At 51.3% G+C, this 26805-nt stretch carries 25 protein-coding genes and 1 tRNA gene; 12 read left to right on the forward strand and 14 right to left on the reverse strand.

Annotated features, from left to right (window positions below; translation table 11 throughout):
* Positions 1-30: 30 nt before the first annotated feature.
* Positions 31-1059: a two-component system response regulator RssB gene (gene rssB / locus X965_RS05055; RefSeq protein ID WP_004238202.1), complete on the reverse strand. Its 1029-nt coding sequence runs from the start codon at positions 1057-1059 to the stop codon at positions 31-33.
* 168 nt (positions 1060-1227) lie between these two features.
* On the opposite strand from rssB, the gene X965_RS05060 reads away from it, so the two are divergent.
* The 3 genes from X965_RS05060 (at position 1228) to X965_RS05070 (ending at position 2861) form a co-directional block, all read left to right on the forward strand.
* Positions 1228-1704 (forward strand): YchJ family metal-binding protein, encoded by a 477-nt coding sequence (locus X965_RS05060; RefSeq protein WP_004238203.1) that lies wholly within the window; start codon positions 1228-1230, stop codon positions 1702-1704.
* 65 nt (positions 1705-1769) lie between these two features.
* A complete protein-coding gene (gene purU / locus X965_RS05065; RefSeq protein ID WP_004239162.1) occupies positions 1770-2618 on the forward strand; it encodes a formyltetrahydrofolate deformylase in 849 nt (282 codons plus the stop codon).
* A 158-nt stretch (positions 2619-2776) separates the two neighbouring features.
* Positions 2777-2861 (forward strand) — tRNA-Tyr (locus X965_RS05070).
* A 16-nt stretch (positions 2862-2877) separates the two neighbouring features.
* On the opposite strand, the gene X965_RS05075 is transcribed toward X965_RS05070, so the two are convergent.
* Positions 2878-3741: a LysR family transcriptional regulator gene (locus X965_RS05075; protein ID WP_036417287.1), complete on the reverse strand. Its 864-nt coding sequence runs from the start codon at positions 3739-3741 to the stop codon at positions 2878-2880.
* Positions 3742-4155: 414 nt separating this feature from the next.
* Between X965_RS05075 and xthA the strand changes: the two genes are divergently transcribed.
* Complete coding sequence (xthA, locus tag X965_RS05080) at positions 4156-4965, forward strand: exodeoxyribonuclease III (protein WP_004235548.1); 810 nt, start codon at positions 4156-4158, stop codon at positions 4963-4965.
* Positions 4966-4996: 31 nt separating this feature from the next.
* Here the strand turns inward: xthA and X965_RS05085 are convergent, their stop codons facing one another.
* From X965_RS05085 to X965_RS05095, 3 genes are read right to left on the reverse strand one after another with little or no spacing between them, the layout of a single operon-like run.
* Positions 4997-6961, reverse strand: a complete 1965-nt coding sequence (locus tag X965_RS05085) for a DNA topoisomerase III (protein WP_036417289.1) — start codon at positions 6959-6961, stop codon at positions 4997-4999.
* Between the two features lie 2 nt (positions 6962-6963).
* Positions 6964-8007 carry a selenide, water dikinase SelD gene (selD, locus tag X965_RS05090; protein ID WP_036417291.1) on the reverse strand — a complete coding sequence of 348 codons (1044 nt, stop codon included), beginning with the start codon at positions 8005-8007 and terminating at the stop codon, positions 6964-6966.
* 28 nt (positions 8008-8035) lie between these two features.
* On the reverse strand, positions 8036-8587 hold the full coding sequence (locus X965_RS05095) for an NAD(P)H nitroreductase (protein WP_036417293.1): 552 nt from the start codon (positions 8585-8587) through the stop codon (positions 8036-8038).
* A gap of 162 nt (positions 8588-8749) precedes the next feature.
* Here X965_RS05095 and sppA point away from each other — a divergent pair, with 162 nt between their 5' ends.
* From sppA to pncA, 3 genes are all read left to right on the forward strand, one after another.
* Positions 8750-10612, forward strand: a complete 1863-nt coding sequence (sppA, locus tag X965_RS05100; protein ID WP_036417294.1) for a signal peptide peptidase SppA — start codon at positions 8750-8752, stop codon at positions 10610-10612.
* 105 nt (positions 10613-10717) lie between these two features.
* Positions 10718-11737, forward strand: coding sequence for an asparaginase (ansA, locus tag X965_RS05105; RefSeq protein WP_004235543.1), 1020 nt, complete (start codon positions 10718-10720; stop codon positions 11735-11737).
* Positions 11738-11747: 10 nt separating this feature from the next.
* Positions 11748-12386, forward strand: a complete 639-nt coding sequence (gene pncA / locus X965_RS05110; RefSeq protein WP_036417295.1) for a bifunctional nicotinamidase/pyrazinamidase — start codon at positions 11748-11750, stop codon at positions 12384-12386.
* Positions 12387-12428: 42 nt separating this feature from the next.
* Here the strand turns inward: pncA and X965_RS05115 are convergent, their stop codons facing one another.
* Together X965_RS05115 and msrB are read right to left on the reverse strand one after the other, a co-directional pair.
* On the reverse strand, positions 12429-12704 hold the full coding sequence (locus X965_RS05115; RefSeq protein WP_004235541.1) for a YeaC family protein: 276 nt from the start codon (positions 12702-12704) through the stop codon (positions 12429-12431).
* 103 nt (positions 12705-12807) lie between these two features.
* Positions 12808-13221, reverse strand: a complete 414-nt coding sequence (msrB, locus tag X965_RS05120) for a peptide-methionine (R)-S-oxide reductase MsrB (RefSeq protein WP_036417298.1) — start codon at positions 13219-13221, stop codon at positions 12808-12810.
* A 329-nt stretch (positions 13222-13550) separates the two neighbouring features.
* On the opposite strand from msrB, the gene gapA reads away from it, so the two are divergent.
* Both gapA and X965_RS05130 read left to right on the forward strand, forming a co-directional pair.
* A complete protein-coding gene (gene gapA / locus X965_RS05125) occupies positions 13551-14546 on the forward strand; it encodes a glyceraldehyde-3-phosphate dehydrogenase (RefSeq protein ID WP_004235539.1) in 996 nt (331 codons plus the stop codon).
* 112 nt (positions 14547-14658) lie between these two features.
* Entirely contained in the window at positions 14659-15540 is an 882-nt protein-coding gene (locus X965_RS05130; protein WP_004239155.1) for a D-hexose-6-phosphate mutarotase, read from the forward strand.
* A 35-nt stretch (positions 15541-15575) separates the two neighbouring features.
* Here X965_RS05130 and X965_RS05135 read toward each other — a convergent pair whose 3' ends face one another.
* The 5 genes from X965_RS05135 to X965_RS05155 form a co-directional block, all read right to left on the reverse strand.
* Entirely contained in the window at positions 15576-16166 is a 591-nt protein-coding gene (locus X965_RS05135; RefSeq protein ID WP_036415875.1) for a YiiX family permuted papain-like enzyme, read from the reverse strand.
* Between the two features lie 95 nt (positions 16167-16261).
* Positions 16262-17020, reverse strand: a complete 759-nt coding sequence (locus tag X965_RS05140) for a MipA/OmpV family protein (RefSeq protein ID WP_004239151.1) — start codon at positions 17018-17020, stop codon at positions 16262-16264.
* 133 nt (positions 17021-17153) lie between these two features.
* On the reverse strand, positions 17154-19448 hold the full coding sequence (gene hypF, locus X965_RS05145) for a carbamoyltransferase HypF (RefSeq protein ID WP_036417300.1): 2295 nt from the start codon (positions 19446-19448) through the stop codon (positions 17154-17156).
* Positions 19449-19544: 96 nt separating this feature from the next.
* On the reverse strand, positions 19545-20615 hold the full coding sequence (gene alr, locus X965_RS05150) for an alanine racemase (RefSeq protein WP_036417302.1): 1071 nt from the start codon (positions 20613-20615) through the stop codon (positions 19545-19547).
* Between the two features lie 26 nt (positions 20616-20641).
* On the reverse strand, positions 20642-21940 hold the full coding sequence (locus tag X965_RS05155; protein WP_004235533.1) for a D-amino acid dehydrogenase: 1299 nt from the start codon (positions 21938-21940) through the stop codon (positions 20642-20644).
* Positions 21941-22335: 395 nt separating this feature from the next.
* Between X965_RS05155 and X965_RS05160 the strand changes: the two genes are divergently transcribed.
* Positions 22336-23196 carry an alpha/beta fold hydrolase gene (locus tag X965_RS05160; protein ID WP_036417305.1) on the forward strand — a complete coding sequence of 287 codons (861 nt, stop codon included), beginning with the start codon at positions 22336-22338 and terminating at the stop codon, positions 23194-23196.
* A 45-nt stretch (positions 23197-23241) separates the two neighbouring features.
* Here the strand turns inward: X965_RS05160 and fadR are convergent, their stop codons facing one another.
* On the reverse strand, positions 23242-23955 hold the full coding sequence (gene fadR / locus X965_RS05165) for a fatty acid metabolism transcriptional regulator FadR (protein ID WP_004235531.1): 714 nt from the start codon (positions 23953-23955) through the stop codon (positions 23242-23244).
* Positions 23956-24191: 236 nt separating this feature from the next.
* On the opposite strand from fadR, the gene nhaB reads away from it, so the two are divergent.
* Together nhaB and dsbB are read left to right on the forward strand one after the other, a co-directional pair.
* Positions 24192-25739, forward strand: a complete 1548-nt coding sequence (gene nhaB / locus X965_RS05170) for a sodium/proton antiporter NhaB (RefSeq protein ID WP_015422744.1) — start codon at positions 24192-24194, stop codon at positions 25737-25739.
* A 162-nt stretch (positions 25740-25901) separates the two neighbouring features.
* Positions 25902-26432, forward strand: a complete 531-nt coding sequence (gene dsbB, locus X965_RS05175; RefSeq protein WP_004235529.1) for a disulfide bond formation protein DsbB — start codon at positions 25902-25904, stop codon at positions 26430-26432.
* Between the two features lie 55 nt (positions 26433-26487).
* Here dsbB and X965_RS05180 read toward each other — a convergent pair whose 3' ends face one another.
* Complete coding sequence (locus X965_RS05180) at positions 26488-26793, reverse strand: DUF333 domain-containing protein (RefSeq protein ID WP_004235528.1); 306 nt, start codon at positions 26791-26793, stop codon at positions 26488-26490.
* Positions 26794-26805: the final 12 nt, after the last annotated feature.

Raw genomic sequence — 26805 nt, forward strand, 5'->3', positions numbered from 1 at the left:
ATATCTGAACGGGTTGGTAAAGTCCGGTAATTATCCCTGATGCGGTCCGGGGGTCAGGCTTAATTTAATCTGACTGCTGCTGTTCCAGATCCGGCATTGCAGATGGCGGCTGAATTCACTTATCTGGCTGGAATAAACAGAGGAGAGTGTCCCCAGCGGAATACCCCGGTTAACGCGGATCACATGATTGTCAGAGCGTAATTCGGCACTGATACCGGCACTGGACAATAACACCGACTTACGCCGGGTGTGATAATACCCCAGCAGCAGCGGCAGCTGTCCCGGAATACCTGCGTCCTGTAATAACCGGTTCAGCTTATTTAAGATGGCGGTCATGCTCGGTAATTTCCGGTGGTGATTATGAATATAGCGTTTTAGCAGATCGTTAAAGATGACGCGGATTAACATCGCCATCAGCGGGCCGTTGCCGGTATTCTGACTGATATCGAGACAATAAAACGCCACTTCATTATCAGAAAATTCTGCCACATCAAATACCAGCCCCGCCCGGCAGCTATCAGATAATTGCGCATAGCGGATCTGATAATTGGCCAGCACCTGGCTCGGCGGCGGATTCAGCTGTTTTAATAAACGTAAAACATCATCCACATTATGTTGTAACTGAGCCCAGATCCCGGAGAGATCATTATTTTCCAGCACCCCCGGTGAGAAAAATGACGGATACAGGTGGGACAAACATAATTTTTTCACTTCTTCCAGCCTGTTCAGGGGTTTTAACAACACATCTTTTGCCCCGAGACGCAGCACTTCATCGATATCCGACATTTTTTGTGTCGCAGAGATAACAATCACCGGAATGGCCGGTAAATCCGACTGTGACCGGGCAATAAATTCCGCGCCGGTCATCACCGGCATATTGAGGTCACAGAAAATCAGTTCCGGCTGAAAGCCCTGTTCTATACATTCCCATGCGCGCGCACCGTCACCGGCAGATAACACCGTGGCACCGAGAAGGCGCAGATAGGATGACAGCGCCATATTGAATGCCGGGTCGTCATCGATGACTAACAATCGTTTTCCGTCCAGTGCCTGCTTCATCGCATCCCCTTTCTGCCCGGCCTCACAACCCAGCGTGCCCGGAACACCGGGAATGCCGCTGCTCCCGCACTGCTGCTGAGATTAAGGATAGCGTGTGATCGCTATTTCCGGTAGCATCTGAGCTCTGTTCCTTACGATTATTTACCCTGAACACATTATTTGATAATTATGTCTCATTTTACAGATACCGATCCCTGCCCGTGCGGCAGCGGGGATACTTTTGCACAGTGTTGCCAGCCTTATCTTTCCGGTGCGCAGTCCGCCCCCGATGCGCGGGCACTGATGCGTTCGCGTTACAGTGCGTTTGTCACCCATAATGCTGATCATCTGATCCGGACATGGTATCCGCCGGCACGCGCGGAAGCACTGCGGACAGAACTGACCGCCGGGTTCGGTGAAACAGAATGGCTGGGACTGAATGTCATTGATTTTCAGCCCGGCACCGCGCCGGACGAGGCTTTCGTTGAATTTTGTGCTTGCTTTATTGATAAAAAGTCCGAAGATAAACAATTCATTCACGAACGTTCCCGTTTTCGCCTGACTGACGGTGGCTGGATGTACCTCGACGGCGTAAAACCACAGACCGGCCGTAATGATCCCTGCCCCTGCGGCTCCGGAAAAAAATATAAAAAATGCTGTGCCTGACACCGGACAGGCACCTTCTGTAAACAAACATCACCGACATCAGTTATTAAGGATCCACACCTTCCATGCAACACCAGACGAGCCAGAAAAAAATTCTGCGAACCATTTGCCCTGACGCAAAAGGTCTTATCGCCAAGATCACCAATATTTGTTACAAGCATCAGCTGAATATTGTCCAGAACAATGAATTCGTTGATCACCGTACCGGCCGCTTTTTTATGCGCACCGAGCTGGAAGGGATTTTTAACGATGAAACCCTGCTGACCGACCTGGATGATGCCCTGCCGAAAGGCTCCACACGCGAATTAACCACCGCCGGACGCCGCCGCATTGTCATTATGGTGACCAAAGAAGCACACTGCCTCGGCGATATCCTGATGAAAAGCGCCTACGGCGGTCTGGATGTCGAAATCGCGGCGGTTATCGGCAACCACGATCTGCTGTCTCATCTGGTCACACAGTTTGGTATTCCGTTCCATCATATCAGCCACGACGGACTGACCCGTGAGCAGCATGATATGCAGATCATTCAGCAGATTGATCAGTATCAGCCGGATTACGTCGTGCTGGCGAAATACATGCGTGTGCTGACCCCGGCATTTGTGCAGCACTATCCGAACCAGATTATCAACATCCACCACTCCTTCCTGCCGGCCTTTATCGGTGCACGGCCTTATCATCAGGCATATGAGCGCGGCGTGAAGATTATCGGTGCCACCGCGCACTATGTGAATGATAACCTCGACGAAGGTCCGATCATTCACCAGAGCGTGATTAACGTCGACCACACTTACAGCGCCGATGATATGGTCATGGCCGGTCGTGACGTGGAAAAAAATGTGCTCAGCCATGCCCTGGGGCGTGTTCTGACACAACGGGTATTCGTTTACGGTAACCGTACTGTCATTTTATAACGGCTTAATTGCCTGAAGTTGCACGGTTAACGTGCACTTCGGGCAAAAAAACAACGACCACACATTTTTTCTCTTTTTTTACTTTACAGCGTCCGCATATTTGCTATTATGCAGCCCGTTCCAAGGCAACAGCTGAACGGACAGACAATTTGATTTTTGGTGGGATACCCAAGCGGCCAAAGGGAGCAGACTGTAAATCTGCCGTCACAGACTTCGAAGGTTCGAATCCTTCTCCCACCACCATCTCTCTTCTCTCCTGTTATTTCATATTCTCAATACAATCCATTATTTTGTTCAGCACACTCGCGTGTGATTTCGATTTGTACAGATAACAATGATTTTCCGCCTCACTCTGCGATAACGGCAGAAAAATCAGCTCATCGCTGTACGGCAGCGTTTTCGGGTGTTCGTCAATAAAGCAGAGATAATCTCCGTCAATCAGCAGATGCAGATAACTGTTCACATTGTCGATCAGATGCACATGTTCATGTTTGCTCTGCTCACCGAGCTGCAGCAATAATGTTTTGAGTAACGGGCTTTCATATAATAACGGCTCACATAACCAGACACAGGAGGATAATAATGTCTGTAAATTGTTATCACAGTCCTGAAACAGTGAACGACGGCAGCAAATTCCGATTTGTCCCTGCGGTAAGTGGCGCAGCAGCCTAAAACGTTCGCTGATAACCTGCTCTGACGACAGTATCAGCGTATTGCCCTCGAAATCATTTATTTCATCAATACAATCATAGTGGAAACGAAATATATTAATTTGTATACCTGCTTTGAATGCCGTCCGGTACAGTGCCGCAATATATTTACTTTTCCCCCAGTCATAAAATATATTCACCTTATTACATATCGTTCCACTGATATGTTTTTTGGTGATTTCTTTTTCCTGCATATAAAGATCCTTAAGATCATTGTACAACTCCATTCCTTCCCGCGTCAGGCTCATACCAAATTTTTCGCGTTTAAATAAACGCTTACCCAGCGAGATCTCAAAGTCCTTGATAGACTTCGCCACCGGCGGGGTTGTCCTGTTCATCACTTTTGCTGCCTTGCTGAGTGAGCCGTATTCAACAACGGCCATAAAGGCTTCTAACTTCCTTGAAAAAAACATAATGTCGATTCCTGTGCTGTAGTAAATAATCAGTTAAATAATTACTTATTGATATGTAACGACTTTATTTCTGGTGTTTTTTTCTTACACAAAGAGTTTAAATACGATTTTTATTAAAATTTATACAATAACAATAATGCAATGTTATATTTTTATTATTCTGTTTTATTAAATTTCATTTTAAAGATTAATACATAAACACTAAAATCTTCCTTCCGATTTTTATCACACCCATTTCATTTCACTGTACAGAAGAAAGAATAATCATTATTAATGCTGATTATTTTGTCAATTAAAATTAAGATATATTAACCCCTGCCGGGTGTGCCGGTTTTTATTATTCTGCCGGCGGGTTACTTTTTTTCTGCGATCTGTTACTCTTTTGTTGTTAACTCATCAACCGGTTGGAATTCTATGAAGTTTGTCTCTTTTAACATTAACGGGTTAAGAGCCCGGCCTCACCAGTTGGAAGCGATTATCGCACAGCATCAGCCTGATGTTATCGGCCTCCAGGAAACCAAAGTCCATGACGAGATGTTCCCGCTCGATGACCTGAAACACCTCGGCTACCACATTTTTTATCACGGCCAGAAATCCCATTACGGCGTCGCCCTGCTGACCAAAGCAGAGCCGCTTGCCGTGCGCAAAGGCTTCGCCGGGGATGATGAAGATGCCCAGCGCCGCCTGATTATGGCGGATATTGATACCCCGGCCGGGGTACTGACAGTGATTAACGGTTATTTCCCCCAGGGAGAGAGCCGCGACCACCCGCTGAAATTCCCGGCGAAAACCAAGTTCTATCAGGATTTACAGGACTATCTGTCCGGGCGCTCCAACCAGGATCCGATTGTTATTATGGGTGATATGAATATCAGCCCGCAGGATATTGATATCGGAATTGGTGACGCCAACCGCAAACGCTGGCTGAAGACCGGCAAATGCTCTTTCCTGCCGGAAGAGCGCGAGTGGATGGATCGCCTGCTCAGTTGGGGACTGACTGACACTTACCGCGCGATGTATCCGGATGCAGACGACCGTTTCTCGTGGTTCGATTACCGTTCACGCGGCTTTGATGACAACCGGGGACTGCGGATTGACCTGATTCTGGCAAGCAACTCGCTGGCACCACGCTGTACCGCCACCGGCATTGATTATGAAATCCGTGGTATGGAAAAACCCTCTGACCACGCGCCAATCTGGGCTGAATTTGATTTAACCCGCTGATAAAAAAATGTCCCGCAGTGCGGGACATTTTTTATTCTTCTTCCTGTAGCGGCGCTTTTTTTCCGCCGGTCTTCCCTTTGCCCTTCGCAGCGGTTTTACCTTTGCCTTTCGCGCCGGCCTTCTTCGCCTGCGGCGGTGGTGGTAAATCACGGAAAGCACGGACATTCCGGTTCTGCCGGGCCTGGTTTATCAGCCCGGTCAGTGTTTCAGACAACGGCACCATAAAATCCTGATAACGATACTGTTTTTCACTGATTTGTGTCAGTGTGGATTCCCAGTGCGCCGTCATATCCGGTAAGGTGGCCATTTCGGGCAGAACATGAATCAGTGCGCGCCCTGCCGGGGACGAATGAATATTCCGCCCTTTTTTGTACAAAAACTCGCGGCGGAACAGCAGTTCGATAATCCCGGCGCGGGTCGCTTCAGTGCCCAGTCCGTCAGTTTCGCGCAGTACTTTTTTCAGCGCCTTATCTTTCACAAACCGGGCAATCCCGGTCATTGCTGACAGCAGCGTGGCATCGGTAAAGGGTCTCGGCGGCTGAGTCTGACGCTCCACCACTTCACCGCGCTCACACAGGAGTTCATCCCCTTTGGTCAGCACCGGCAGCGGTGTACCTTCGTTTTCCTCGTCACGCTCTTTGGCACCCAGCATGGTCCGCCAGCCTGCCTGAGAAAGGAAACGCGCCTTTGCCACAAATTTGCCGTTGGCGATATCCAGCTCAATCACGCATTTGCGGTATTGTGCATCCGGCATAAACTGCATCAGATACTGACGCGCAATCAGCTCGTAGATATTGGCTTCATTCTCACTGAGCGACACGGTGACCGATTTGGCGGTCGGAATGATGGCGTGGTGCGCATCGACCTTTTTATCGTCCCAGCAGCGGTTACGCTGCGAATCATCGAGGTTATCCTGCGGCAGCAGATGCGGGGTATGCACAGAAATCGCATTGAACACACTGTGACGCCCGGCAAAATGCTCTTCCGGCAGATGACGGCTGTCCGAACGGGGATAGGTAATCAGTTTGTGGGTTTCATACAGACGCTGACAGATATCCAGCACTGCCTGGGCGCTCAACCCGTAGCGTTTGGCAGCCTCAATCTGTAACGCAGACAGTGAAAACGGCAGCGGCGCGATTTCATTTTCCGTTTTATCCTGAAAATCGGTCACAAAGGCCGGTTTACCGGTGATGCGGCTGACCACATGCTCCGCCAGCGGCCGGTGAGTCAGGCGTCCTTCGTCATCCTGATAATCCTGGCAGGCCTCACTCGGCACCCACATTGCCGTAAAACGTTCGTCCGCCGGGGTAACAATATGTGCCCGCACCTCAAAGAAATCGCGCGGCACAAAGTTTTCAATTTCCTCATCACGCCGCACCACCAGCCCGAGCACCGGGGTCTGCACCCGGCCGACCGAAAGCACACCGTTATACCCCGCATTACGGCCGAGAATAGTGTAAGCGCGTGTCATATTGATGCCGTAGAGCCAGTCTGCCCGTGCCCGTGCCAGTGCCGAAACACACAGCGGGATAAAATCACGGTTAAGACGCATTTTATCCACTGCCCGGGTTACCGCCTGCGGGTTAAGGTCATTGACCAGACAGCGCTGCACCTGCTGACGTTTTTCCGGCGCGAGCTCCAGGAAATCCAGTACCTCATCCACCAGCAACTGCCCTTCGCGATCGGGGTCTCCGGCGTGGATAACTTCCGTTGCGGAACTGAGCAGCGTACCGATGGTGCGCAGTTGTTTCGCCACCGCGTCGCGGGGTCTGAGGATCCATTTTTGCGGGATAATCGGCAGATCAGCCAGGTTCCAGCGGGCATAACGCGGATCATACGCATCCGGCTCTGCCTGCTCCAGCAGGTGGCCGACACACCAGGTCACACAGTCATTCTGACCGCAGCGGATAAAGCCGTCCCCCCGCTGGTGCGGTTTGGGTAATACATCCGCAATCGCACGGGCGAGGCTGGGCTTTTCGGCAATAAACAAACGCATGTTTATGCGGTGACTTCAATCAGTGCACGGGATGCGTCCGGCTCAGTCAGTTCACCGACCGGGCTTAATGTCAGGCCGTATTTGCGGGCAACTGCCTCCACTTCCTCACGCGCCGCCGGATCAACCGCCAGCAGCAGGCCGCCGGATGTCTGCGGATCACACAGCAGTTTGCGCTGAACGTCGGTCATTTCACCGATAAGGTGGCCGTAGCTGTCAAAGTTACGCTGAGTGCCGCCCGGGCAGCAGCCCTGTGCAATATAGTCATACACACCAGGCAGTACCGGAACAGAATCAGTGTGGATTACGGCTTGTAACCCGGAACCCTGACAGATTTCACTCAGATGGCCGAGCAGACCAAAACCGGTCACGTCTGTCATGGCTTTTACACCGTCGATTTCAGAGAAGTCCGCACCCGGTTTATTGAGCTGACACATGGTGTCACGCGCCAGATTTTTATGTTCCGGACGCAGTTTGCTCTGTTTTTCAGCCGTAGTCAGAATGCCGATACCCAGCGGTTTGGTCAGCAGCAGATGGCAACCGGCTTTCGCACGGTTATTTTGTTTGATTTTATCTGTCGGGACGATACCGGTGACCGCCAGGCCGAAAATCGGCTCAGGCGCATCAATGGAGTGACCGCCCGCCAGTGAAATACCGGCATCACGGCAGACCGCACGCCCGCCCTCAATCACCTGCTGTGCAATTTCCGGGGCCAGTTTGGCGACCGGCCAGCCGAGGATCGCAATCGCCATAATCGGCTTGCCACCCATAGCATAAATATCACTGATGGCGTTGGTGGCCGCGATACGGCCGAAATCATACGGGTCATCCACAATCGGCATAAAGAAATCGGTGGTGCTGATGATGCCGGTACCATTACCGATATCATACACCGCCGCATCATCACGGGATTCATTGCCGACCAGCAGATTAGGATCGATAAATTTTGCCTGCTCACTGTGCAGGATGGTATCGAGCACTTTCGGGGAAATTTTACAGCCGCAACCCGCGCCGTGACTGTATTGCGTTAAACGCACCGCTTCTGACATGATAGTCTCCTTGTTAACGTCAATCCGCTCAGAAATACGTGACAAACGGTGTCAGATCCGGTGCCGCCACTTTGGCAGGCGCTTTCAGTGCCGGAGTGCCGAGATACAGAAAGCCGACAATTTTATCGTGCTCCTCACATCCCAGACCTTCCCGTACCACCGGGTCCTTTGTCCACGAGCCGGTGCGCCAGATCCCGCCGAAGCCCTGAGCCACAGCAGCCATCTGCATCGCATGAACCGAACAACCTGCCGCCGCGACCTGCTCCCATTCAGGAACTTTATGTTCCGGCTTCACTTTCGCGATAACCGTGATAATCAGCGGTGCGCGCAGTGGCGCATTGTGGGCTTTCTCTTCCACTTCCGGCCCGAGTCCGGCTGTTTTTGCCGCTTTTTCGAGCAACTGACTGAATTTGGTGATGCCGTCATCCTGCATCACGATAAAATGCCAGGGCTGTAACGCGCCATGATCCGGCGCACGCATCCCGGCATTGAGAATATTTTTTAATGCTTCGCCTTCGGGCGCAGGTGTGGTCAGACGAGAAGCAGAACGGCGATTGAGTAGTAATGTCAGTGCATCCATCGGTTTTCCCCTTTTTTAGTCGCTAATAAGCTACCACTTTTTTCACTATTTTTAAGGATAGATTGCTTAACTGCCTATATTTTCCGCAATGTGTCGTTTTCAGGCTGACAAATCCGCACATCCTCTTTACGATAGCAGGACATCTTTGTCTTTGGAGCCGTCATGCATACTTTATGGACTATCATTGCCGGAATATTTAAATGGAGCTGGCGTATACTGAATTTTGTGCGTCAGCTTGTCGCCAATGTCCTTTTTATCATCATACTGCTGTTAGCCGCCGGGGCCTATGCACTGCTCAGTGAGCAGGATACTCAGACCAGCCGTGAACCCGGAGCATTATATGTAAATCTTTCCGGCGTTGTCGTCGATCAGCTGACCCGTAACAGTCCGCTGGAAAGTCTCTCTCTCCAATTGCTTGGCGCGTCTTCCGGTCAGTTACAGGAAAACTCCCTGTTTGATGTGGTGGAAACTATCCGTACCGCCGCCACCGACCCGGATATTACCGGAATGATCCTGAAGCTGGATGATTTCGTTGGTGCTGACCAGCCGTCACTTCAGTATATCGGTAAAACCATCACGGAATTCCGCAAACAGGGTAAGCGGGTCTATGCCGTCAGCGGCAACTATAATCAGGCTCAATATTACCTGGCATCCTATGCAGACAAGATATATATGCCGCCGCAGGGCAGCGTCGGTATCTACGGCTTCGCCACCAATACGCTGTATTATAACGAATTGCTGGAAATGCTGAAGGTGAAAACCCATATCTTCCGCGTCGGTACCTATAAATCAGCGGTTGAGCCGATGCTGCGCAATGATATGTCACCGGAAGCCCGCGAATCCACACAGCGTTTTATCAGTGTGCTGTGGGATAACTATCTCACCAGTCTCTCGGAAAACCGCAAAACCGGTAAGAACACCATTTTCCCGGGCGCACAGCAGATGCTGGCTCTGATGAAAACGGCAAAAGGTGATAATGCCGCTTATGCCGTCACGCAAAAACTGGTTGATGAGATCATGCCGGCTAACGTGTTTGAATCCGAAATGGCCAAAACTTTCGGCTGGGATAAGAAGAACAACACAATCAATGCGATTCCGTTTACCGAGTACGCCAAAAACATGAACATCGGCGTGCCGCAGGGCAAGACCACCGGTAATATCGCTGTGGTTGTGGTTCAGGGTGCTATCGTTGACGGCCCGGATGCCCCCGGCATGGCCGGCAGTGATACTATCGCCGCACAACTCCGCGAAGCCCGTCTGGATCCGGAAGTGAAAGCGCTGGTACTGCGGGTGAACAGCCCGGGCGGCAGTGTGACGGCATCGGAGCAGATCCGTGCGGAAGTCGCGGCACTGAAACAGAGCGGCAAGGCAGTGGTGGTTTCCATGGGCGGCGTGGCAGCTTCCGGCGGTTACTGGGTCTCAACACCGGCAAACTACATTGTTGCCTCACCGAGCACCATTACCGGCTCCATCGGTATTTTCGGCGTAGTCACCACATTTGAGGACTCGCTGAGCGAAATCGGCGTGCACACTGACGGCGTGTCCACCTCGCCGCTGGCCGATGCCACCGTAACCAAAGCACTGACACCGGAATTCTCAGAGCTGATGCAGCTCTATATTGAAAGCGGCTACAGCAATTTTATTAATCTCGTTGCCAAATCCCGTCACAAGACGCCGGAGGAAGTGGATAAAATTGCGCAGGGTCGTGTCTGGGTCGGTTCAGATGCCAAAGCTAACGGTCTGGTCGACAAACTCGGTGATTTTGATGATGCGGTTGCCAAAGCGGCAGAACTGGCTTCTGTTGAGCATCCGGTACTGAACTGGATGCAGCCGGAAATGACATTCATTGACAGACTGCTCGCGGAAACGGCCGGTAATGTGAAGGTGACACTGCCGTCATCATTGCAGGGACTGATCCCGGCGCCGGTCGGTGCACAGCTGACACAGCAGGCATCCTTTATGAAAATGCTGACGGATCCGCAGTACCGTTATGCATTCTGCTTAAATTGCACCAATATTCAGTAAGTTTTCTTCTCAGCTGACAAAAGCCTGTTCGTGACGAACAGGCTTTTTTTTATTTCTGAAGCCCCTATAATTTCCTTCCCTGTACTCATTGTTAAGAGCAGTAACATGCAAAAGAAATCCATTTATGTGGTCTATACCGGCGGGACTATCGGTATGCAGCACTCGGCGCAGGGCTATATCCCTGTTTCCGGCCACCTTCAGCGCCAGGTTGCCAAAATGCCGGAGTTCTTCCGTCCGGAGATGCCGGATTTCACCATCACCGAGCACCAGCCGCTGATTGACTCTTCCGATATGACACCGGATGACTGGCAGTGTATCGCGGATGATATCAAAGCCCAGTATGACCACTATGATGGTTTCGTTATCCTGCATGGTACGGATACCATGGCGTTCACCGCATCAGCGCTCTCCTTTATGTTTGAGAACCTGACCAAGCCGGTCATTGTGACAGGGTCACAAATCCCGCTTGAGGCACTGCGCTCAGATGGCCAGATCAATCTGCTTAATGCCCTTTATCTGGCGGCGAATTATCCGGTCAATGAAGTGGGATTATTCTTCAATAACCGCTTATACCGGGGCAACCGCACCGTCAAAGCACATGCTGACGGCTTTGCGGCCTTTACCTCCCCGAACTACCCGCCGCTGATGGAAGCCGGGATTAATATCCGCAATCTCAATACTCACCCGCTGCCGCAGAGCACCGCACCTTTCACGCTGCATAACATCACCCCGCAGCCCATCGGCGTGGTAACCGTGTATCCGGGCTTGTCAGTGGATGTGGTGAACAACATTCTGCAGCAGCCGGTCAAGGCACTGATTATCCGCTCCTATGGTGTCGGTAATGCACCGCAGCAGCCAAAACTGCTCACCGCATTACGGGAGGCCACAGAGCGCGGCATCATTGTGATCAATCTGACACAGTGTATTTCAGGACGCGTCAATATGGGCGGCTATGCCACCGGTCATGCACTGGCAGAAGCCGGCGTGATCAGCGGCTTTGATATGACCTTCGAGGCGGCGCTGACCAAACTGCATTATCTGCTCAGCCAGGATTACACCAGCGATGAGATCCGCATTCTGATGCAGCAGGATCTGCGCGGCGAGCTGAGCTATAACGACAACTAAGGAGTCTGCAATGAAACCGGCACTGCTTCTGGTGGATATTCAGAATGATTTTTGTCAGGGCGGCAGCCTGGCTGTCCGCGACAGTGATGCGGTGATCCGCACAGCGAACCGGATGATAGCCCGTTGTCAGCAACAGAATATCCCGGTGATCGCCAGTCAGGACTGGCATCCGGCTGAGCATCTGAGCTTTGCCGTCAATTCCGGGACAGTGATTGGTGAATGCGGCGAACTGAACGGACTGCCCCAAGTCTGGTGGCCGGTGCATTGTGTGCAGAACACTCCGGGGGCGGATTTTCATCCTGACCTGAATAAACAGGCTATCACTCATATTATTTATAAGGGTGAAAACCAGGCCACGGACAGTTACAGCGCGTTTTATGATAACGACCACCGGGAGCCGACCGCCCTGATGCAACTGCTGGCAGAACTGAAGATCACGCATCTCGCTGTTCTGGGAATTGCCACCGATTACTGCGTTAAATTTACGGTGCTGGATGCCCTGGCGGAAGGATTTGCCGTCACTGTGATCACAGACGGCTGCCGGGGTGTTAATTTAAAGCCGGATGACAGCCTCACCGCATTTGCGGAGATGGAGAACGCCGGTGCGCGGTTGCAGACAGCGGCTCAGTTCTGCGGCGAGAAAGAATAGCAAATGTCATGACGGGACAGTAAACACTGTCCCGTTTTACACTCAGTCCTGCGGTTTCAGTGTGGCCAGATGCGTATCGGTAAACAGCGCTTTCAGCTCCTGCTTACTTTTCAGGCTGATTTCCCCGTCAGTCCCCACCGTCATATGTGCCGGATCCGCGTTATGGCGGGACTGCCATAACATCACCAGCTGCAGACTGCTGCTTTTCTGAGATTCCGTCAGTGGTACACCATCGGCCCATTTACCCAGTTCGACGGCTGTCACCAGACGCCCGTAGACTTCCGGCGTCATGGCGGACAATAAATCATCAATTTCCATACAGTTCCTTCCCCGAAAGCATCTGATTTTACCTTTTGATCACATCAGAAGCTGAATCGTTTTTTCTATCGTTATATAAATGTTAAATTTCAATATAACCAAACTAACCGTTTGTTATTGCTTTTGTTTTTTCATCTTCAAAACTCAGTGATGCTGAGTTAATACAATAACGCTGCCCTGTCGGCGCAGGCCCGTCAGGAAAAACATGTCCCAGATGCGCATCACAATGGCCGCAACGGGTCTCAATACGATGCATGCCATGAGAGGTATCGTCAATATACCGGACTGCACTTTTGCTGACCGGCTCATAAAAACTCGGCCAGCCGCAGCCGGCATCAAACTTGGTATCCGAATAAAAAAGCGGAGAACCACAACAAATACAACGGTATACCCCCTGTTTCTCATTATAGAGCAGGCGGCCGGTAAACGGGTGCTCAGTTCCCGCTTCCTGTGTGACATAGCGCTGAATATCTGTCAGCTCAGCGGGTGTATCCCGCTTTTTATCAGTCCCGGACATAGCTGAATCCTTATCATTATTGTGCAGGGTCAGTCAGAATACAGAATAACAAAAAATTAACATCAAATGACCGGATGTTATTCTAAACTTGTCATGTCAGCATTGACACCACTTATTTGTGACATGTTTCACATTTATGCCCCATACACGCTGTCTTTATTCCGCTAAGTCCCGATAATAGCGGCGACAAATTTACTGAAAGTGGCGATTTGTTGAGCAGATTAAATGTTAAATGACATTAATTGACACGATTCCGCTTGACGGCTGGCAAGGTTTTGGTAACTTTAGTAGCAACTTTAATTCACTAACAAATAGCTGGTGGTAATACTATGACTATCAAAGTAGGTATTAATGGTTTTGGTCGTATCGGCCGTATCGTATTCCGTGCTGCACAAGAGCGTTCAGATATCGAAATCGTTGCAATCAACGACCTGCTCGATGCAGATTACATGGCATACATGCTGAAGTACGACTCAACTCACGGCCGTTTTAACGGTACCGTTGAAGTGAAAGATGGCCATCTGGTTGTTAATGGTAAAACTATCCGCGTTACCTCCGAACGTGACCCTGCGAACCTGAAGTGGAACGAAGCCGGTGTTGATGTTGTTGCTGAAGCAACCGGTCTGTTCCTGACTGACGAAACTGCACGCAAACACATCCAGGCAGGCGCGAAGAAAGTCGTTCTGACCGGTCCTTCCAAAGATGCGACCCCGATGTTTGTTATGGGTGTTAACCACAAAGATTACGCGGGCCAGGAAATCGTTTCTAACGCATCCTGTACCACTAACTGCCTGGCACCACTGGCAAAAGTCATCAACGACAAATTCGGTATCGTTGAAGGTCTGATGACCACTGTTCACGCAACCACTGCCACCCAGAAAACTGTTGACGGTCCTTCACACAAAGACTGGCGCGGCGGCCGCGGTGCATCCCAGAACATCATCCCGTCTTCTACCGGCGCAGCAAAAGCAGTGGGCAAAGTTATCCCTGCACTGAACGGTAAACTGACCGGTATGTCTTTCCGTGTTCCTACGCCTAACGTCTCTGTTGTTGACCTGACAGTCCGTCTGGAAAAAGCAGCAACTTACGCTGAAATCTGTGAAGCTATCAAAGCGGCAGCAGCAGGCGAGCTGAAAGGCGTAATGGGTTACACCGAAGATGACGTGGTTTCCACTGACTTCAATGGCGAAGTACTGACTTCTGTGTTCGATGCCAAAGCCGGTATCGCACTGAACGACAACTTTGTGAAACTGGTTTCCTGGTATGACAACGAAACCGGTTATTCTCATAAAGTTCTGGATCTGATTGCACACATCTCCAAATAAGTCTGCACTCTGTTATCCTCACAAAGAGCCGCTTTTGCGGCTCTTTTGTTTTGTGGTAAACAGTCGTAAAGTAGAAAGTAAATGTCCTGTTTTTATTACAAAAGGGTAAATTATGATTGAGCGCCTTCTTGCGTTACCGGTTACCAGTCCGATCACCCCTTCGCTGTCCCAGCGTCAGATGGGGGATTTGCCGGTTATTGTGATCGACCATCCGAAAGTCCGTGCTGCGGTCAGTTTTCAGGGAGCACAGGTGCTGGCATGGCAACCGGCCGGTTCAGAACAGCCGGGATTATGGCTCAGTGAAAACAGTGCATTTACCCCGGGTGTGGCCATCCGCGGCGGGATCCCTGTCTGCTGGCCGTGGTTCGGTCCGGTGCAGGCACCTTCCCACGGCTTTGCCCGTATTATGCAGTGGGAGTTCACCGCTCATAATGAAAATGAAGAGAGTGTATTTCTCACATTCACCTTGCGTGACAGTGCGGAAACCCGCAAATTGTGGCCGCACGAGTTCACACTGATCGCCCGCATCCGCCTGGGAGACACCTGTGAGGTTGAGCTGGAAGCTTACGGGCAGTATCAGGCAACCGCTGCACTGCATACCTATTTTACCGTCGGCGATATTGCACAGGTCAGTATCAGCGGGCTGGGGCAGCATCTGCTGGATAATCTGTCACAGCGTGAAGAATATACGGAAGAGACAAAGCTGGTTTTCAACGGCCGTACCGACCGCATCTATACCGAGCCGGAGCAATCCACCTATATCCACGATAAGAAATTAAAACGTCATATTGAAGTGGTACACTTTCATCACAGCGATGTGGTGTGCTGGAACCCCGGTGCAGCATTGTCCGCTTCAATGGCCGATATGCCGGATGACGGTTATAAAACAATGGTGTGTGCCGAAAGTGCGCGGATTAACCGTCCTATGGCACCGCAGGGCGATAAACCGTCCCATCTCTCTGTCCGTATCCGTCTGAACCCGAAAATCGGCTGACGGGCTGCTCAGGAACATATAAAGCCGGTGAATGCTTACCGGCTTTCATATACCGTTGTCAGCAGCGGTGAATCAAACACAGCCACCGGCGAAATCACCGTTTCATTCAGCGGAACCGCCTTTCCGTACCGTTCTTTCATCTTTGCCTGTACTTCCGGTGAAGATAAATCAAACTCCCGCAATGTCTGTAACTGACCGACCTCTGTATTCAGGGCATTTTTATAGATTTTCCAGACCAGTTCAGAACAATAAATCCGCTCATCATCCCATGAAAATGTCAGGTCGTAAGGCCGGGACTGATACCGTATCGCCTCACGGTATAACGCCTGCTGCTGTGAGGCACTCAGCGGCTTTTTCAGGCGTTTCACCACGTAATGGTTACCGGTGCCGCGTGCAATCCACTGTTTCAGCGGTGTAAAGCGGACTGTTTTTGCCGCCTCATACACATACGGCTTACCATCACGCAACAGAATAATCCCCATATGGCTGTAGACCGACCCGGTCGCTTTTTGTATGGCGAGGCTCTGAGAGGTGCGCGAGGTATGGAAAATAATATCGCCCTGCTGCGGCTGCCACGCGTACACAGCGGAGGCAAAAAAACAGAGCAACAGCAGACAATGACGCAATACACTGATCACAGAAGTCCTCCGGCATGGTTAACAGCCATAAAAAAACTGCACCGGACACAGGTCAGGTGCAGTTCTGTTATACCACTGAATTATCAGAAAGTATAAGTCACACCAGTCCACAGGATAGAGGTGTGTTTTTTATCCACCATCGGGCTGTCTTTGGCCTCACTTGGTAACAGGTCGATGCGGCCCATGGCGAATGCAGACCAGTTTTCATCAAACTGATAATGACCGGTCACCTCAACATACGGTGTCCAGCTACTGCCCGGACGGTATTCATCCAGACCGCTGCGGCGGGATTCAGCAGCGGTGATCCCGTATTCATAACGGTTCTGTTTTTCGCTGGACCAGATTACACCCACGCCCGGCTGGACAGACCATTTATCGCCCTCAAACCCGTAAAGGTAAGCGGCATCAAAACGCATACCGTCACTTTTACCCAGGATATCTCCGGAGAAGTTGGTACGCAGTGTTCCCCACTCTTCATGATGGCGGTAGCTCAGCCCGGCCATGGCAGTATCACGGCGGTTATCGAGTTTGCGCATGCGGGAATCTTTATTATCTTTGGCACGGTATGCCTGCGGATAGTAGAACAGGTCAACGGACAGCTGATCTTTTTTGTCATTCCACAGATAATAACCGGTCGCTAAAGTATGAAAATAAAAGTTTTTACCTTCATAGTTAACCATCGGAACCGGCATAAATTTATCAGATGTTTTTGTGCCGCGGTATGCCTGCTCCTGATAAAGTACGGAAGCACCGACAGACCATTTTCCGTCGTCTGCAAAGGCAGAGGCTGACATGACAGTTAACATACTGAGACTGAGCAGGCCGGTTAATTTCTTATGCATTATCATTTCCTGAGTTAAATTCATGTACAAATTACCGCAACAAATGTTTGCGGGGCGCATATATTACGGTGAATGATAATTCAGCGATGATAAAAATTACAAATATTTACTGTGCTAAATCGTGCCACCGGTTTCAGTTAAGTAATGTCATTGCCGCGATAAGTGCCTGACCTGCCGCTATTCCGCCATCTCCACATGGCAACTGACGGGGTTCCCGCACCTGTCTGTGGCTTAATCTGTCCTTAATAATACGGCGCAGCAACCGGTTATTAAACACGCCGCCGGAGAGCACGATGGTATCCGTATTTTTCCGGGTTGCTGTATCATCCGCCAGCCCGGCAACCGTATTTGCCAGCAGTACATGAAAACGGAATGCTCTTTCCGGTATTGTCTGAGTATCATCCGCCAGCATCTGCCAGAGCGGACGTAAATTAATAGTGTTATCCGCAGTCAGCGGCAGTGTTTCACCGGTAATAAGCTCATTCTGGTTGTGACACTGTAACGAGCAATTTTCCAGCGCACAGGCGGCTTCCCCTTCCCAGCTTATCTGATCTGCGGTTAATCCGAGCGCACAGGCCACTGCATCAAACAAACGCCCGCAGGATGATGCTTTCGGGGCATTGATACCCTGCTCAATGGCTTTAATCAGTAATGATACATTCTTCCCGGCAAGCCGCGATGCCAGTGGTGAAGACGGCCACAAACCGGCGTGATACAGATGAGCCAGCAGGTTACGCCACGGCTGCACCGCCGCTTTGTCGCCCCCCGGCAAACTCACGGCCGGTAACCCGCCGGTACGGGTCATATGACGGTAATCACCCGCCAGGATTTCACCGCCCCATAGTGTGTTATCCGCGCCGTATCCGAGGCCGTCCAGTGCTATCCCTACGACTTCACCATCTTCCTGACGCCAGCCGTGTTCTGCCAGACAGGCTGCAATATGCGCGTGATGATGATAAACCGGCATGAACGGCACCTGATGCGCCTGTGCCAGTGCCATCCCCATCTGATGACTGATATAGCCGGGATGCGCATCCCCGGCGATAACCTGTGGTTTGAACTGATAAATCCGCTCAAACAGTTTCAGCGAAGCCTCCAGTTGCCCCTGTACGGAGAGATCAGCCAAATCCCCGAGATGCGGCCCGGTAATCAGCTGCTGATGATGCAGCAGGCAGAAGGTGTTTTTCAGGTCACCACCCAGTGCCAGAACTGCCGGCGGATTTTTGCCGGTCACTGTGCTGACATCGATAGCATCCGGCACATAACCGCGCGCGCGCCGCAGCACCTGAATATCACCGGACTGATAGCGGACAAGGGAATCATCCGCCCGCTGAATAATTTCGCGGTTATGTAACAGAAAAGCATCGGCAATGGAACTGAGCTGCTCAAATGCCGCTGCGTGATCCAGCGCCGGAGTATGGCCTGATGCATTCCCGGAGGTCATAATCAGCGGGCGCTGAATATCATGCAGCAACAGGTGCTGTAACGGATTAGACGGCAGCATAATGCCGGTTTCACACAATCCCGGTGCGACCAGCGGAGACAATGCGGCGATCACTTCCGGTTCATCTGTCAGCACAATCGGTGCGGCAGGGCTTTTCAGCAGGGTAATCAGGCCGGGATCCGGCTTCCTGCCTGTGCATTCCGCCAACCAGTCAACGGACGGTATCATCACCGCAAATGGCTTGGCAGGCCGGTGTTTTCGGGCTCTCAGTACGGCCACAGCGTCACTGTTTTGTGCATCCGCCACCAGGTGAAAGCCACCCAGTCCCTGCATCGCCAGAATTTTGCCGTCTTTCAGCAAACGGACTGCGGCTGACAGAGCATCATCAAAGCGGGCGGTAATCTGCTGCTGCGGATCCGTCAGCCAGATATGCGGTCCGCAATCCGGACAGGCATTCGGCTGAGCATGGAAGCGGCGATCTGCCGGGTCACGGTATTCATGCTGACACACCGGACAAAACGGAAAAACCGACATCGCGGTATTCGGACGATCATACGGCATTCCCCTGATAATGGTGAAACGGGGCCCGCAGTGTGTGCAGTTAATAAAAGGATAACGGTAACGGCGGTTGCCGGGGGCAAACAATTCACTCAGACAAACATCACAGGTTGCTGCGTCCGGGATAATTTCGGTATCCATTTCCCCCTGTCCGCTGGCGGTGATGGTAAATGCCGCCGGACACTGTTCAAAGGTATAATGCTGCTGCCCGATATGGTCGATTCGCGCCAGCGGCGGGCATTGTGCCTGTAACCGGCTGATAAAACCGGCGATATCCGCTTCTGCCGGAAGGTGGATAAGCACCCCTTCACTGTCATTGCTGACATCACCGCACAATCCCATCTGATGGGCTATCTGCCAGACAGCCGGACGAAACCCGACTCCCTGAACTTTTCCCTTCACCCGGATTTCCACACCCGCCTGCATAACGCACTCCTGCCTGATTTCAACCGGAACAGTTTACTGCGCACAGAGTGGCCGGGTATTTATCAGGATCATAAAAACAGCCGGAAAGACGTATAATTACCCGGCAGTGATCACCGGTACCCGCCGTGCCAGCGCTGTCAGCAGTTCGTAGCCGATAGTCCCGGCATATTGTGCGACATCATCCGCCGGAAGATTCGCGCCCCACAATTCAACCGGTGTACCGATATCCGCCTCCGGACAGCGGGTGATATCAACTGTCAGCATATCCATGGAGATCCGTCCCGCCAGCGGGCAGCGCTGTCCGGCAATCCAGACCGGTGTGCCGTCCGGTGCATGGCGCGGATAACCATCCGCATAACCACAGGCAATGGTGGCAATCCGCATCGGTGCCGCGGCGGTAAAACGACTGCCATAACCCACGGTTTCACCGGCTTCAATATCATGAACAGCAATAATTTCACTGCGGAGAGTCATCGCCGGTTTCAGGCCGAACTCTGCAATATCCGCACTGTTGCCGCTGGGTGAAACACCATAGAGGATGATACCGCAGCGCACTTCATCCGCGCGGGTGTCCGGTTCCCACATGGCCGCTGCGGAATTTGCCAGACACTGCGGTAAGTTCAGAGAACTGAACAGTGCAATACGCGACATCTGTTTATGAATACCGGCGGTTAAATCCGCATCCGCAAAATGGCTCATCAGTGTGATAGTGCCGACCTGCGGCAATACTGTCAGGCGCTGGAGTGCATTCAGATACGCCGCCGGTGAAAAACCCAACCGGTTCATGCCGCTGTTCAGTTTCAGATATACATTCAGCGGATGAATAAATGATGCTTCCTCTATCGCTTTGATCTGCCACTCACTGTGTACAGACGTTGACAGCTGATAACGGTCAATCAGTGACAGATCCGCTGGCTGAAAAAATCCCTCCAGCAGCAGAACCGGCTTTTGCCAACCCAGTTTGCGAACCTTCACTGCCTCACTGAAATCCAGCAGCGCAATGCCCTCCGCCTGTGCCAGTGCCGGAAAAATCCGTTCAATGCCATGTCCGTATGCATCCGCTTTTACCACTGCCCATACCCGGGACGGGCTGACCCGCTCTTTTACCCGGGCCAGATTATAGCGGACAGCTTCACTGTCAATCACAGCCTGTATCGGACGAGGCATAAAATCACCGCTCCTTATTTTGTTGGTTATGCGGTATGTAACTGCTGCGGGATCACCAGCCGGGTTCTGAACCCGTTCAGATAACGGGATACTGCCAGATCATCCGCCCGGATTGCCGGTTTATCGCCGGACATAATATCGGCAAGCAACTGCCCGCTGCCGCAGGCCATTGTCCAGCCGAGGGTGCCGTGGCCGGTATTGAGGAACAGATTACTGTACGCAGTCGGCCCGACAATCGGGGTGCCGTCCGGTGTCATCGGGCGCAGACCGGTCCAGAAAGTGGCTTTGCTGATATCCCCGCCGCCGCCGTAAAGATCCTGTACCACCATTTTCAGTGTTTCGCAGCGCCGTCTGACAATATCAAGGTTAAAACCAACCACTTCTGCCATGCCGCCGACACGGATACGCTGGTCAAAACGGGTCACCGCAATTTTGTAGGTTTCATCCAGTACCGTGGATGCAGGAGCACGGCTTTCGTCAATAATCGGCATGGTCAGAGAATAACCTTTCAGCGGATACACCGGGATAGCGATATGGCCGTGCAGTAATTTTGTCGAGTATGACCCCAGCGCCACCACATACTGGTCACCGGTGATCACTTCCTCATCGCAAATCACCCCGCTGACACGATCACCGCTGAATTGCAGGCGATGTATATTGACACCGAAGCGGAATTTCACTCCGGCCTGCTCCGCCATTTCTGCCAGCCTTTTGGTGAACAAATTACAGTCCCCGGTTTCATCATTCGGCAGTTGCAGGCCACCCGCCAGTTTATGTTCCGCATGGGCCAGCGCCGGTTCTGCCTCATGCAGTTCACCGGCACTCAGCAGGCGGTACGCCACGCCTTCCTGTTTCAGAACTGCAATATCATTGGCTGCGTTATCCAGCTGTTTTTGTGTGCGGAATAGTTGCAGTGTGCCACCCTGACGCCCCTCATACTGTATTCCGGTTTCTGCGCGTAATGCTTTCATGCAGTCACGGCTGTATTCCGCAATCCGTACCATACGGCTTTTATTCATGACGTAATAATCAGCGCCGCAATTGCGCAGCATCTGCCACATCCAGCGCAGCTGGAACAGCGAACCATCCGGCCTGATGGCCAGCGGTGCATGTTTTTCAAACATCCATTTCACGGCTTTCAGCGGAATACCCGGAGCACCCCACGGCGTGGCATAACCGGGAGAGATTTGCCCGGCATTACCGAAGCTGGTTTCTTCCGCCGCCGCCGGCTGCCTGTCGATAACAGTCACATCGTGCCCTTTCTGCGCGAGATACCAGGCTGTTGTGACACCGATAACACCACTTCCCAGGATGACAATGTTCATGTTGCCGCCTTGTTATTTATTTCACATTAGCATCAGCATAATATTTCAGAAACATTTTGCCAACATAGCGGAATCTCCTCACGTCATATTAAGTCTGTTTCTTTGCTGCCTGTCACAAAACAGTATTTTTTTTAATCACTGATATAATTAATTAAATTATCCTTTTATCCGAAAATGGTTTTATTATCTTGTAATATAAGCATTTGTTAAATAGTATGCAGTCTATCTGTCGCAGGCACCGCTGCGAACTCATCGCGAAACGCAACCGGACACCCGTCTTTGTTGCCGATGACACCAGACTGAATAAATAATCCGTATATTTACGTTACGCCGGTTATTTATCAGAAAACCCCTCTTCTTTTTTATGCCTTCCGGCATATTTTCCGGTAATAACGATGAATATTAAAAACCAACGTAAAAACATCACCCTCTTACCCGACGGCCGCCGCTTCAGTTGGTATGACTCCGGCCCTGAGACCGGTATTCCGGTTGTGTTCTGTACTGGTGCAGGCATGAGTGGCTCTGCCGGCTTCGGTATTCCTTACCTGGCAGACAATAATATCCGGCTGATCACACCGGATCGCCCCGGGCTCGGTAATTCTTCTCCCGATGCCGGAAAATCACCGGAATCCTTTGCCGCTGATGTCACTTTTCTGATGCAGTCGCTGGGTTACACCCGGTTCAGAGCAGCCGGATTCTCTCAGGGTGCGGTTTATGCCATGGCACTGGCCTATTATGCGCAAGTTTCCGCGCTGGCACTGATTTCCGGGCAGGATCAGTTCGATTACCCGCCAACCCGGGCGCTGTTATCTGCTGATATCATTGATATGCAGAAGAACGCACGGACTCAGCCTGACGGGTTTACCTCATGGGTACGGGAAAATATCACCGCAGACTGGCTGATGAGTTTCATTCTGAACTACAGCGGGGAAACAGACCTGGCAGTTTATCAGGCGGCAGATTTTTTACCCGCTTACCGGCAGTGTATGACAGAGGCATTTTCTCAGGGAAATGAAGGCTATACACAGGATTTGCTGATTGCCATGCAGGAATGGGGATTTACACCGGAGCAAATTACCTGTCCGGTGTCACTGTGGTACGGGGAAAAGGACACCAGTACCGTGCACTCCCCGGATGGCGGCAAAATCCTGGCGGGACGCTTTCCCCACGCGGAGCATCATCTGTTTGCGGAAGAAGGTGGCTCCCTGCTCTGGACACAGTCACAGGCGATATTACAGGCACTGGCCCGCGCATAACAAAAAACCGGCTCAGCGCCGGTTTTTCATCATATACAGTCTGTGTTACTGCGGATTCAGATCCTGTGCAATGCCGCTCTGCATGGTCTGCCAGATAGTACCGCTCTCTTTGCCGTAGCTGCGGACACAATCCAGCACTTTATCATAGGCTTTTTCGCGGCACAGGCCGGTCAGCTGCTGATAAAAATTCCGCGCCAGTTTACGGGCTTCCGGGCTTGCGAAATAGAAGCGGCCGACACGGGTGTACAACCCTTTCAGACCGTTGAGGATCAGACCGTAAATCGGGTTACCGGAGGCAAATGCCAGGCCGCGGAACACGTCATAATCATACTGGCTGAACGCATCGGAATTATCATCCGGTTCATTTTCCTGACTGAGAATTTCCAGTGATTTTTCCGGATTATTGCGAAACGCAGTACGGATAAAAATAGAGGCAATATTGGTCCTGGCTGCCAGCAGGTTCTCAATCAGTTTCGGCGCGCTTTCGTGATCGAGACGGGCAATGGTTTCCAGGATGTTCAGTCCGGATGTTTCCCAAAAATTATTAATTTTTGTCGGTTTACCGTGCTGAATCGTCAGCCAGCCATCTCTGGCAAGGCGTTGTAACACTTCACGCAGGGTTGTCCGGGTCACACCAATCAGTTCAGATAACTCACGCTCTGCGGGTAAAATGGATCCCGGCGGAAAGCGGTTATTCCAGATACTTTCAATAATATACTCTTCTGCAAACCCCGCAGGGCTCTGCGCCTTGATTACCATAGGTGACTTCGTCCAAAACAATTAACCTTCCAATTATCCGGATGATAACAGAATGTGACGCTGCGATATAGCAATCAGCTTGCGAAAGAGTGAATCCGGTCATAAATCACAATGGTACAACCTGTGACCATCAGTTGATTTAAATTCTTAATAAATTCAGAATACCGGCGTAGTATAAAGCACTGTAGTTATACGCGGATCATCTTTTCACCCCCTGCGGAGGACACACAGCAACAATGGAAATATCAATGCGGCAGGCCTTCCTGAAGAACTTCATGGGTCACTCCCCTGACTGGTATAAGCTTGCTATTATTCTTTTTTTAATTATAAATCCGGTTGTTTACTTCTTTATTGACCCTTTTACAGCCGGCTGGCTGCTGGTCATTGAGTTTATTTTCACCCTTGCGATGGCGCTGAAATGCTATCCGCTGCAACCCGGCGGCCTGCTGGCGATTGAGGCGGTACTGATCGGCATGACATCGCCGGCGCAAATCAGCCATGAGATTGTGAATAACCTTGAGGTTATCCTGCTGCTGATCTTTATGGTTGCCGGTATTTACTTTATGAAGCAGCTGCTGCTGTTTCTGTTTACCAAACTGCTCCTGTCTATCCGTTCCAAACGCGCGCTTTCTCTTGCTTTCTGTCTGGCAAGTGCCTTTTTATCCGCGTTTCTGGATGCACTGACGGTGATCGCCGTGGTGATCAGTGTGTCTGTCGGGTTTTATGCGATTTATCATCAGTATGCCTCTTCCGGAAAAGAAACGGTGACGCTCAGTGATGATGAATTTATCGACAGCACCGAAAAGCGCCAGACACTCGACCAGTTCCGCGCCTTTCTGCGCAGCCTGATGATGCATGCCGGTATCGGTACTGCTCTCGGCGGCGTGATGACCATGGTCGGTGAACCGCAGAACCTGATTATTGCCAAACATGCCGGATGGGATTTCGTGAATTTCTTCCTGCGCATGGCGCCGGTAACAATTCCGGTATTTGTCTGTGGTCTGCTGGTCTGCTACCTGGTGGAACGGTTTAAACTGTTCGGTTACGGTGCGGAACTGCCGGAGCGGGTAAGAGCCGTACTGGAGGATAATGCACAAAAATCTGCAGCACGCCGGACAAAACAGGAAAAAATGCAGCTGATTGTTCAGGGCCTTATCGGTATCTGGCTGATTACTGCGCTGGCTCTGCATCTCGCCGAAGTCGGACTTATCGGTTTATCAGTGATTATTCTGGCGACGGCATTCTGCGGGATCACGGAAGAACATGCTCTCGGTGAGGCTTTCGAAGAAGCACTGCCGTTTACCGCACTGCTGACTGTGTTTTTCTCCGTCGTTGCGGTAATTGTTGACCAGAAATTATTCACACCGTTTATCCAGTTCGTTCTCAGTTCGGATCCGTCGTCGCAGTTGTCGCTGTTCTACCTGTTCAACGGCCTGCTTTCGGCGGTCTCTGATAACGTCTTTGTCGGCACGGTCTATATCAATGAGGCAATGACGGCGATGAAAGCCGGACTGGTATCCTATACACAGTATGAATATCTGGCCGTTGCTATCAATACCGGGACAAACCTGCCGTCAGTGGCGACACCAAACGGCCAGGCGGCATTCCTGTTCCTGCTGACGTCCGCACTGGCACCGCTGATCCGGCTTTCCTACGGAAAAATGGTGATCATGGCGCTGCCTTATACCATCGTGATGACACTGGTCGGTTTCTTCGGTGTTGAATTATGGCTGGTGCCGGTTTCAGAATGGATGGCTGCCAATGGTGTAATTACACTGCCGTAACCACCTTTTTACACTGCACTAACCGGAATAACAGTGTTATTCCGGTTTTTTTGTTTCTGCCCGCCGTAAATGCGGAAAAGGGGTGCGTTGCTGTATTTTTTATCGTACAGTCGCTGCGTTAGTTAATCTGTTTCTTATTAATCGGATAACCCGGATACAATTATGCTGACTTATCTTTATGAGTGTTCGCGGGGCCGCAGTGCATGGTTTTTACTGATGATCTCCGCACTGGCACTCGACGGTATCGCCCTGTTCTTTCAGCACGGAATGGGATTACAGCCGTGTGTGATGTGTATTTATGAACGTATTGCCGTTCTGGGCATTGCCTTTGCCGGATTCCTGGGCTGGATAGCGCCGCGCAGCGCCATTATCCGCTGGCTGGCTATTGTCCTGTGGATTTACAGCGGGATTGCCGGATTACAGCTGTCATGGGAACACACCATGATCCAGCTCTACCCGTCTCCGTTCAATACCTGTGATTTCTTTGTGAATTTCCCGGAATGGCTGCCGCTCAATACCTGGCTGCCGTCAGTGTTTGAAGCATCCGGTGACTGTGCCGTTCAGCAGTGGGTATTCCTGAAACTGGATATGCCGCAGTGGCTTATCGGTATCTTTGCTGTATATCTGCTGATCAGTGCGCTGGTATTATTATCCCAGTTCATTCACCGCAAACAGCCGCGTCGCCTGTTCTGATCTTACCCAATCAATAACAGCCGCGTTATCATAACGCGGCTGTTCAGAGCATCTCTCACAATACCGATCCGCAACTTCCGGAAAGCAGTGACTGCTGACTGCAGCGTTTGCCGTTGGCAAACTGACACCCCGGTGTCTGTGCGCCGTTCAGCTCGCGGATAAGTGACGGCGTTCCGCCTGCATAGCTGCAGCTGGCACGGGCATCTTCGGTTAAATCAATTAACGGTTGCTGATAGCGCGGGATCTGTTTCTGCTGCACCGTATCCGGTGAACTGCTGCAACCCGCAGCAAAAGCCGCTGCCGCAACAATAACACTGCACAATACCCGCCCCGGACGGCGGAGAAATGGAACTGATATCATGATTATGGCCTC

It is taken from the genome of Morganella sp. EGD-HP17, from assembly GCF_000512315.2.
Taxonomy (GTDB): domain Bacteria; phylum Pseudomonadota; class Gammaproteobacteria; order Enterobacterales; family Enterobacteriaceae; genus Morganella; species Morganella morganii.

Excerpts from the sequence above, each read along its gene's own strand:
- rssB (WP_004238202.1), bottom strand. The coding sequence starts at position 1,059 with ATGAAGCAGGCACTGGACGGAAAACGATTGTTAGTCATCGATGACGAC.
- X965_RS05060 (WP_004238203.1), top strand. The coding sequence starts at position 1,228 with ATGTCTCATTTTACAGATACCGATCCCTGCCCGTGCGGCAGCGGGGAT.
- purU (WP_004239162.1), top strand. The coding sequence starts at position 1,770 with ATGCAACACCAGACGAGCCAGAAAAAAATTCTGCGAACCATTTGCCCT.
- X965_RS05075 (WP_036417287.1), bottom strand. The coding sequence starts at position 3,741 with ATGTTTTTTTCAAGGAAGTTAGAAGCCTTTATGGCCGTTGTTGAATAC.
- xthA (WP_004235548.1), top strand. The coding sequence starts at position 4,156 with ATGAAGTTTGTCTCTTTTAACATTAACGGGTTAAGAGCCCGGCCTCAC.
- X965_RS05085 (WP_036417289.1), bottom strand. The coding sequence starts at position 6,961 with ATGCGTTTGTTTATTGCCGAAAAGCCCAGCCTCGCCCGTGCGATTGCG.
- selD (WP_036417291.1), bottom strand. The coding sequence starts at position 8,007 with ATGTCAGAAGCGGTGCGTTTAACGCAATACAGTCACGGCGCGGGTTGC.
- X965_RS05095 (WP_036417293.1), bottom strand. The coding sequence starts at position 8,587 with ATGGATGCACTGACATTACTACTCAATCGCCGTTCTGCTTCTCGTCTG.
- sppA (WP_036417294.1), top strand. The coding sequence starts at position 8,750 with ATGCATACTTTATGGACTATCATTGCCGGAATATTTAAATGGAGCTGG.
- ansA (WP_004235543.1), top strand. The coding sequence starts at position 10,718 with ATGCAAAAGAAATCCATTTATGTGGTCTATACCGGCGGGACTATCGGT.
- pncA (WP_036417295.1), top strand. The coding sequence starts at position 11,748 with ATGAAACCGGCACTGCTTCTGGTGGATATTCAGAATGATTTTTGTCAG.
- X965_RS05115 (WP_004235541.1), bottom strand. The coding sequence starts at position 12,704 with ATGGAAATTGATGATTTATTGTCCGCCATGACGCCGGAAGTCTACGGG.
- msrB (WP_036417298.1), bottom strand. The coding sequence starts at position 13,221 with ATGTCCGGGACTGATAAAAAGCGGGATACACCCGCTGAGCTGACAGAT.
- gapA (WP_004235539.1), top strand. The coding sequence starts at position 13,551 with ATGACTATCAAAGTAGGTATTAATGGTTTTGGTCGTATCGGCCGTATC.
- X965_RS05130 (WP_004239155.1), top strand. The coding sequence starts at position 14,659 with ATGATTGAGCGCCTTCTTGCGTTACCGGTTACCAGTCCGATCACCCCT.
- X965_RS05140 (WP_004239151.1), bottom strand. The coding sequence starts at position 17,020 with ATGCATAAGAAATTAACCGGCCTGCTCAGTCTCAGTATGTTAACTGTC.
- hypF (WP_036417300.1), bottom strand. The coding sequence starts at position 19,448 with ATGCAGGCGGGTGTGGAAATCCGGGTGAAGGGAAAAGTTCAGGGAGTC.
- alr (WP_036417302.1), bottom strand. The coding sequence starts at position 20,615 with ATGCCTCGTCCGATACAGGCTGTGATTGACAGTGAAGCTGTCCGCTAT.
- X965_RS05155 (WP_004235533.1), bottom strand. The coding sequence starts at position 21,940 with ATGAACATTGTCATCCTGGGAAGTGGTGTTATCGGTGTCACAACAGCC.
- X965_RS05160 (WP_036417305.1), top strand. The coding sequence starts at position 22,336 with ATGAATATTAAAAACCAACGTAAAAACATCACCCTCTTACCCGACGGC.
- fadR (WP_004235531.1), bottom strand. The coding sequence starts at position 23,955 with ATGGTAATCAAGGCGCAGAGCCCTGCGGGGTTTGCAGAAGAGTATATT.
- nhaB (WP_015422744.1), top strand. The coding sequence starts at position 24,192 with ATGGAAATATCAATGCGGCAGGCCTTCCTGAAGAACTTCATGGGTCAC.
- dsbB (WP_004235529.1), top strand. The coding sequence starts at position 25,902 with ATGCTGACTTATCTTTATGAGTGTTCGCGGGGCCGCAGTGCATGGTTT.
- X965_RS05180 (WP_004235528.1), bottom strand. The coding sequence starts at position 26,793 with ATGATATCAGTTCCATTTCTCCGCCGTCCGGGGCGGGTATTGTGCAGT.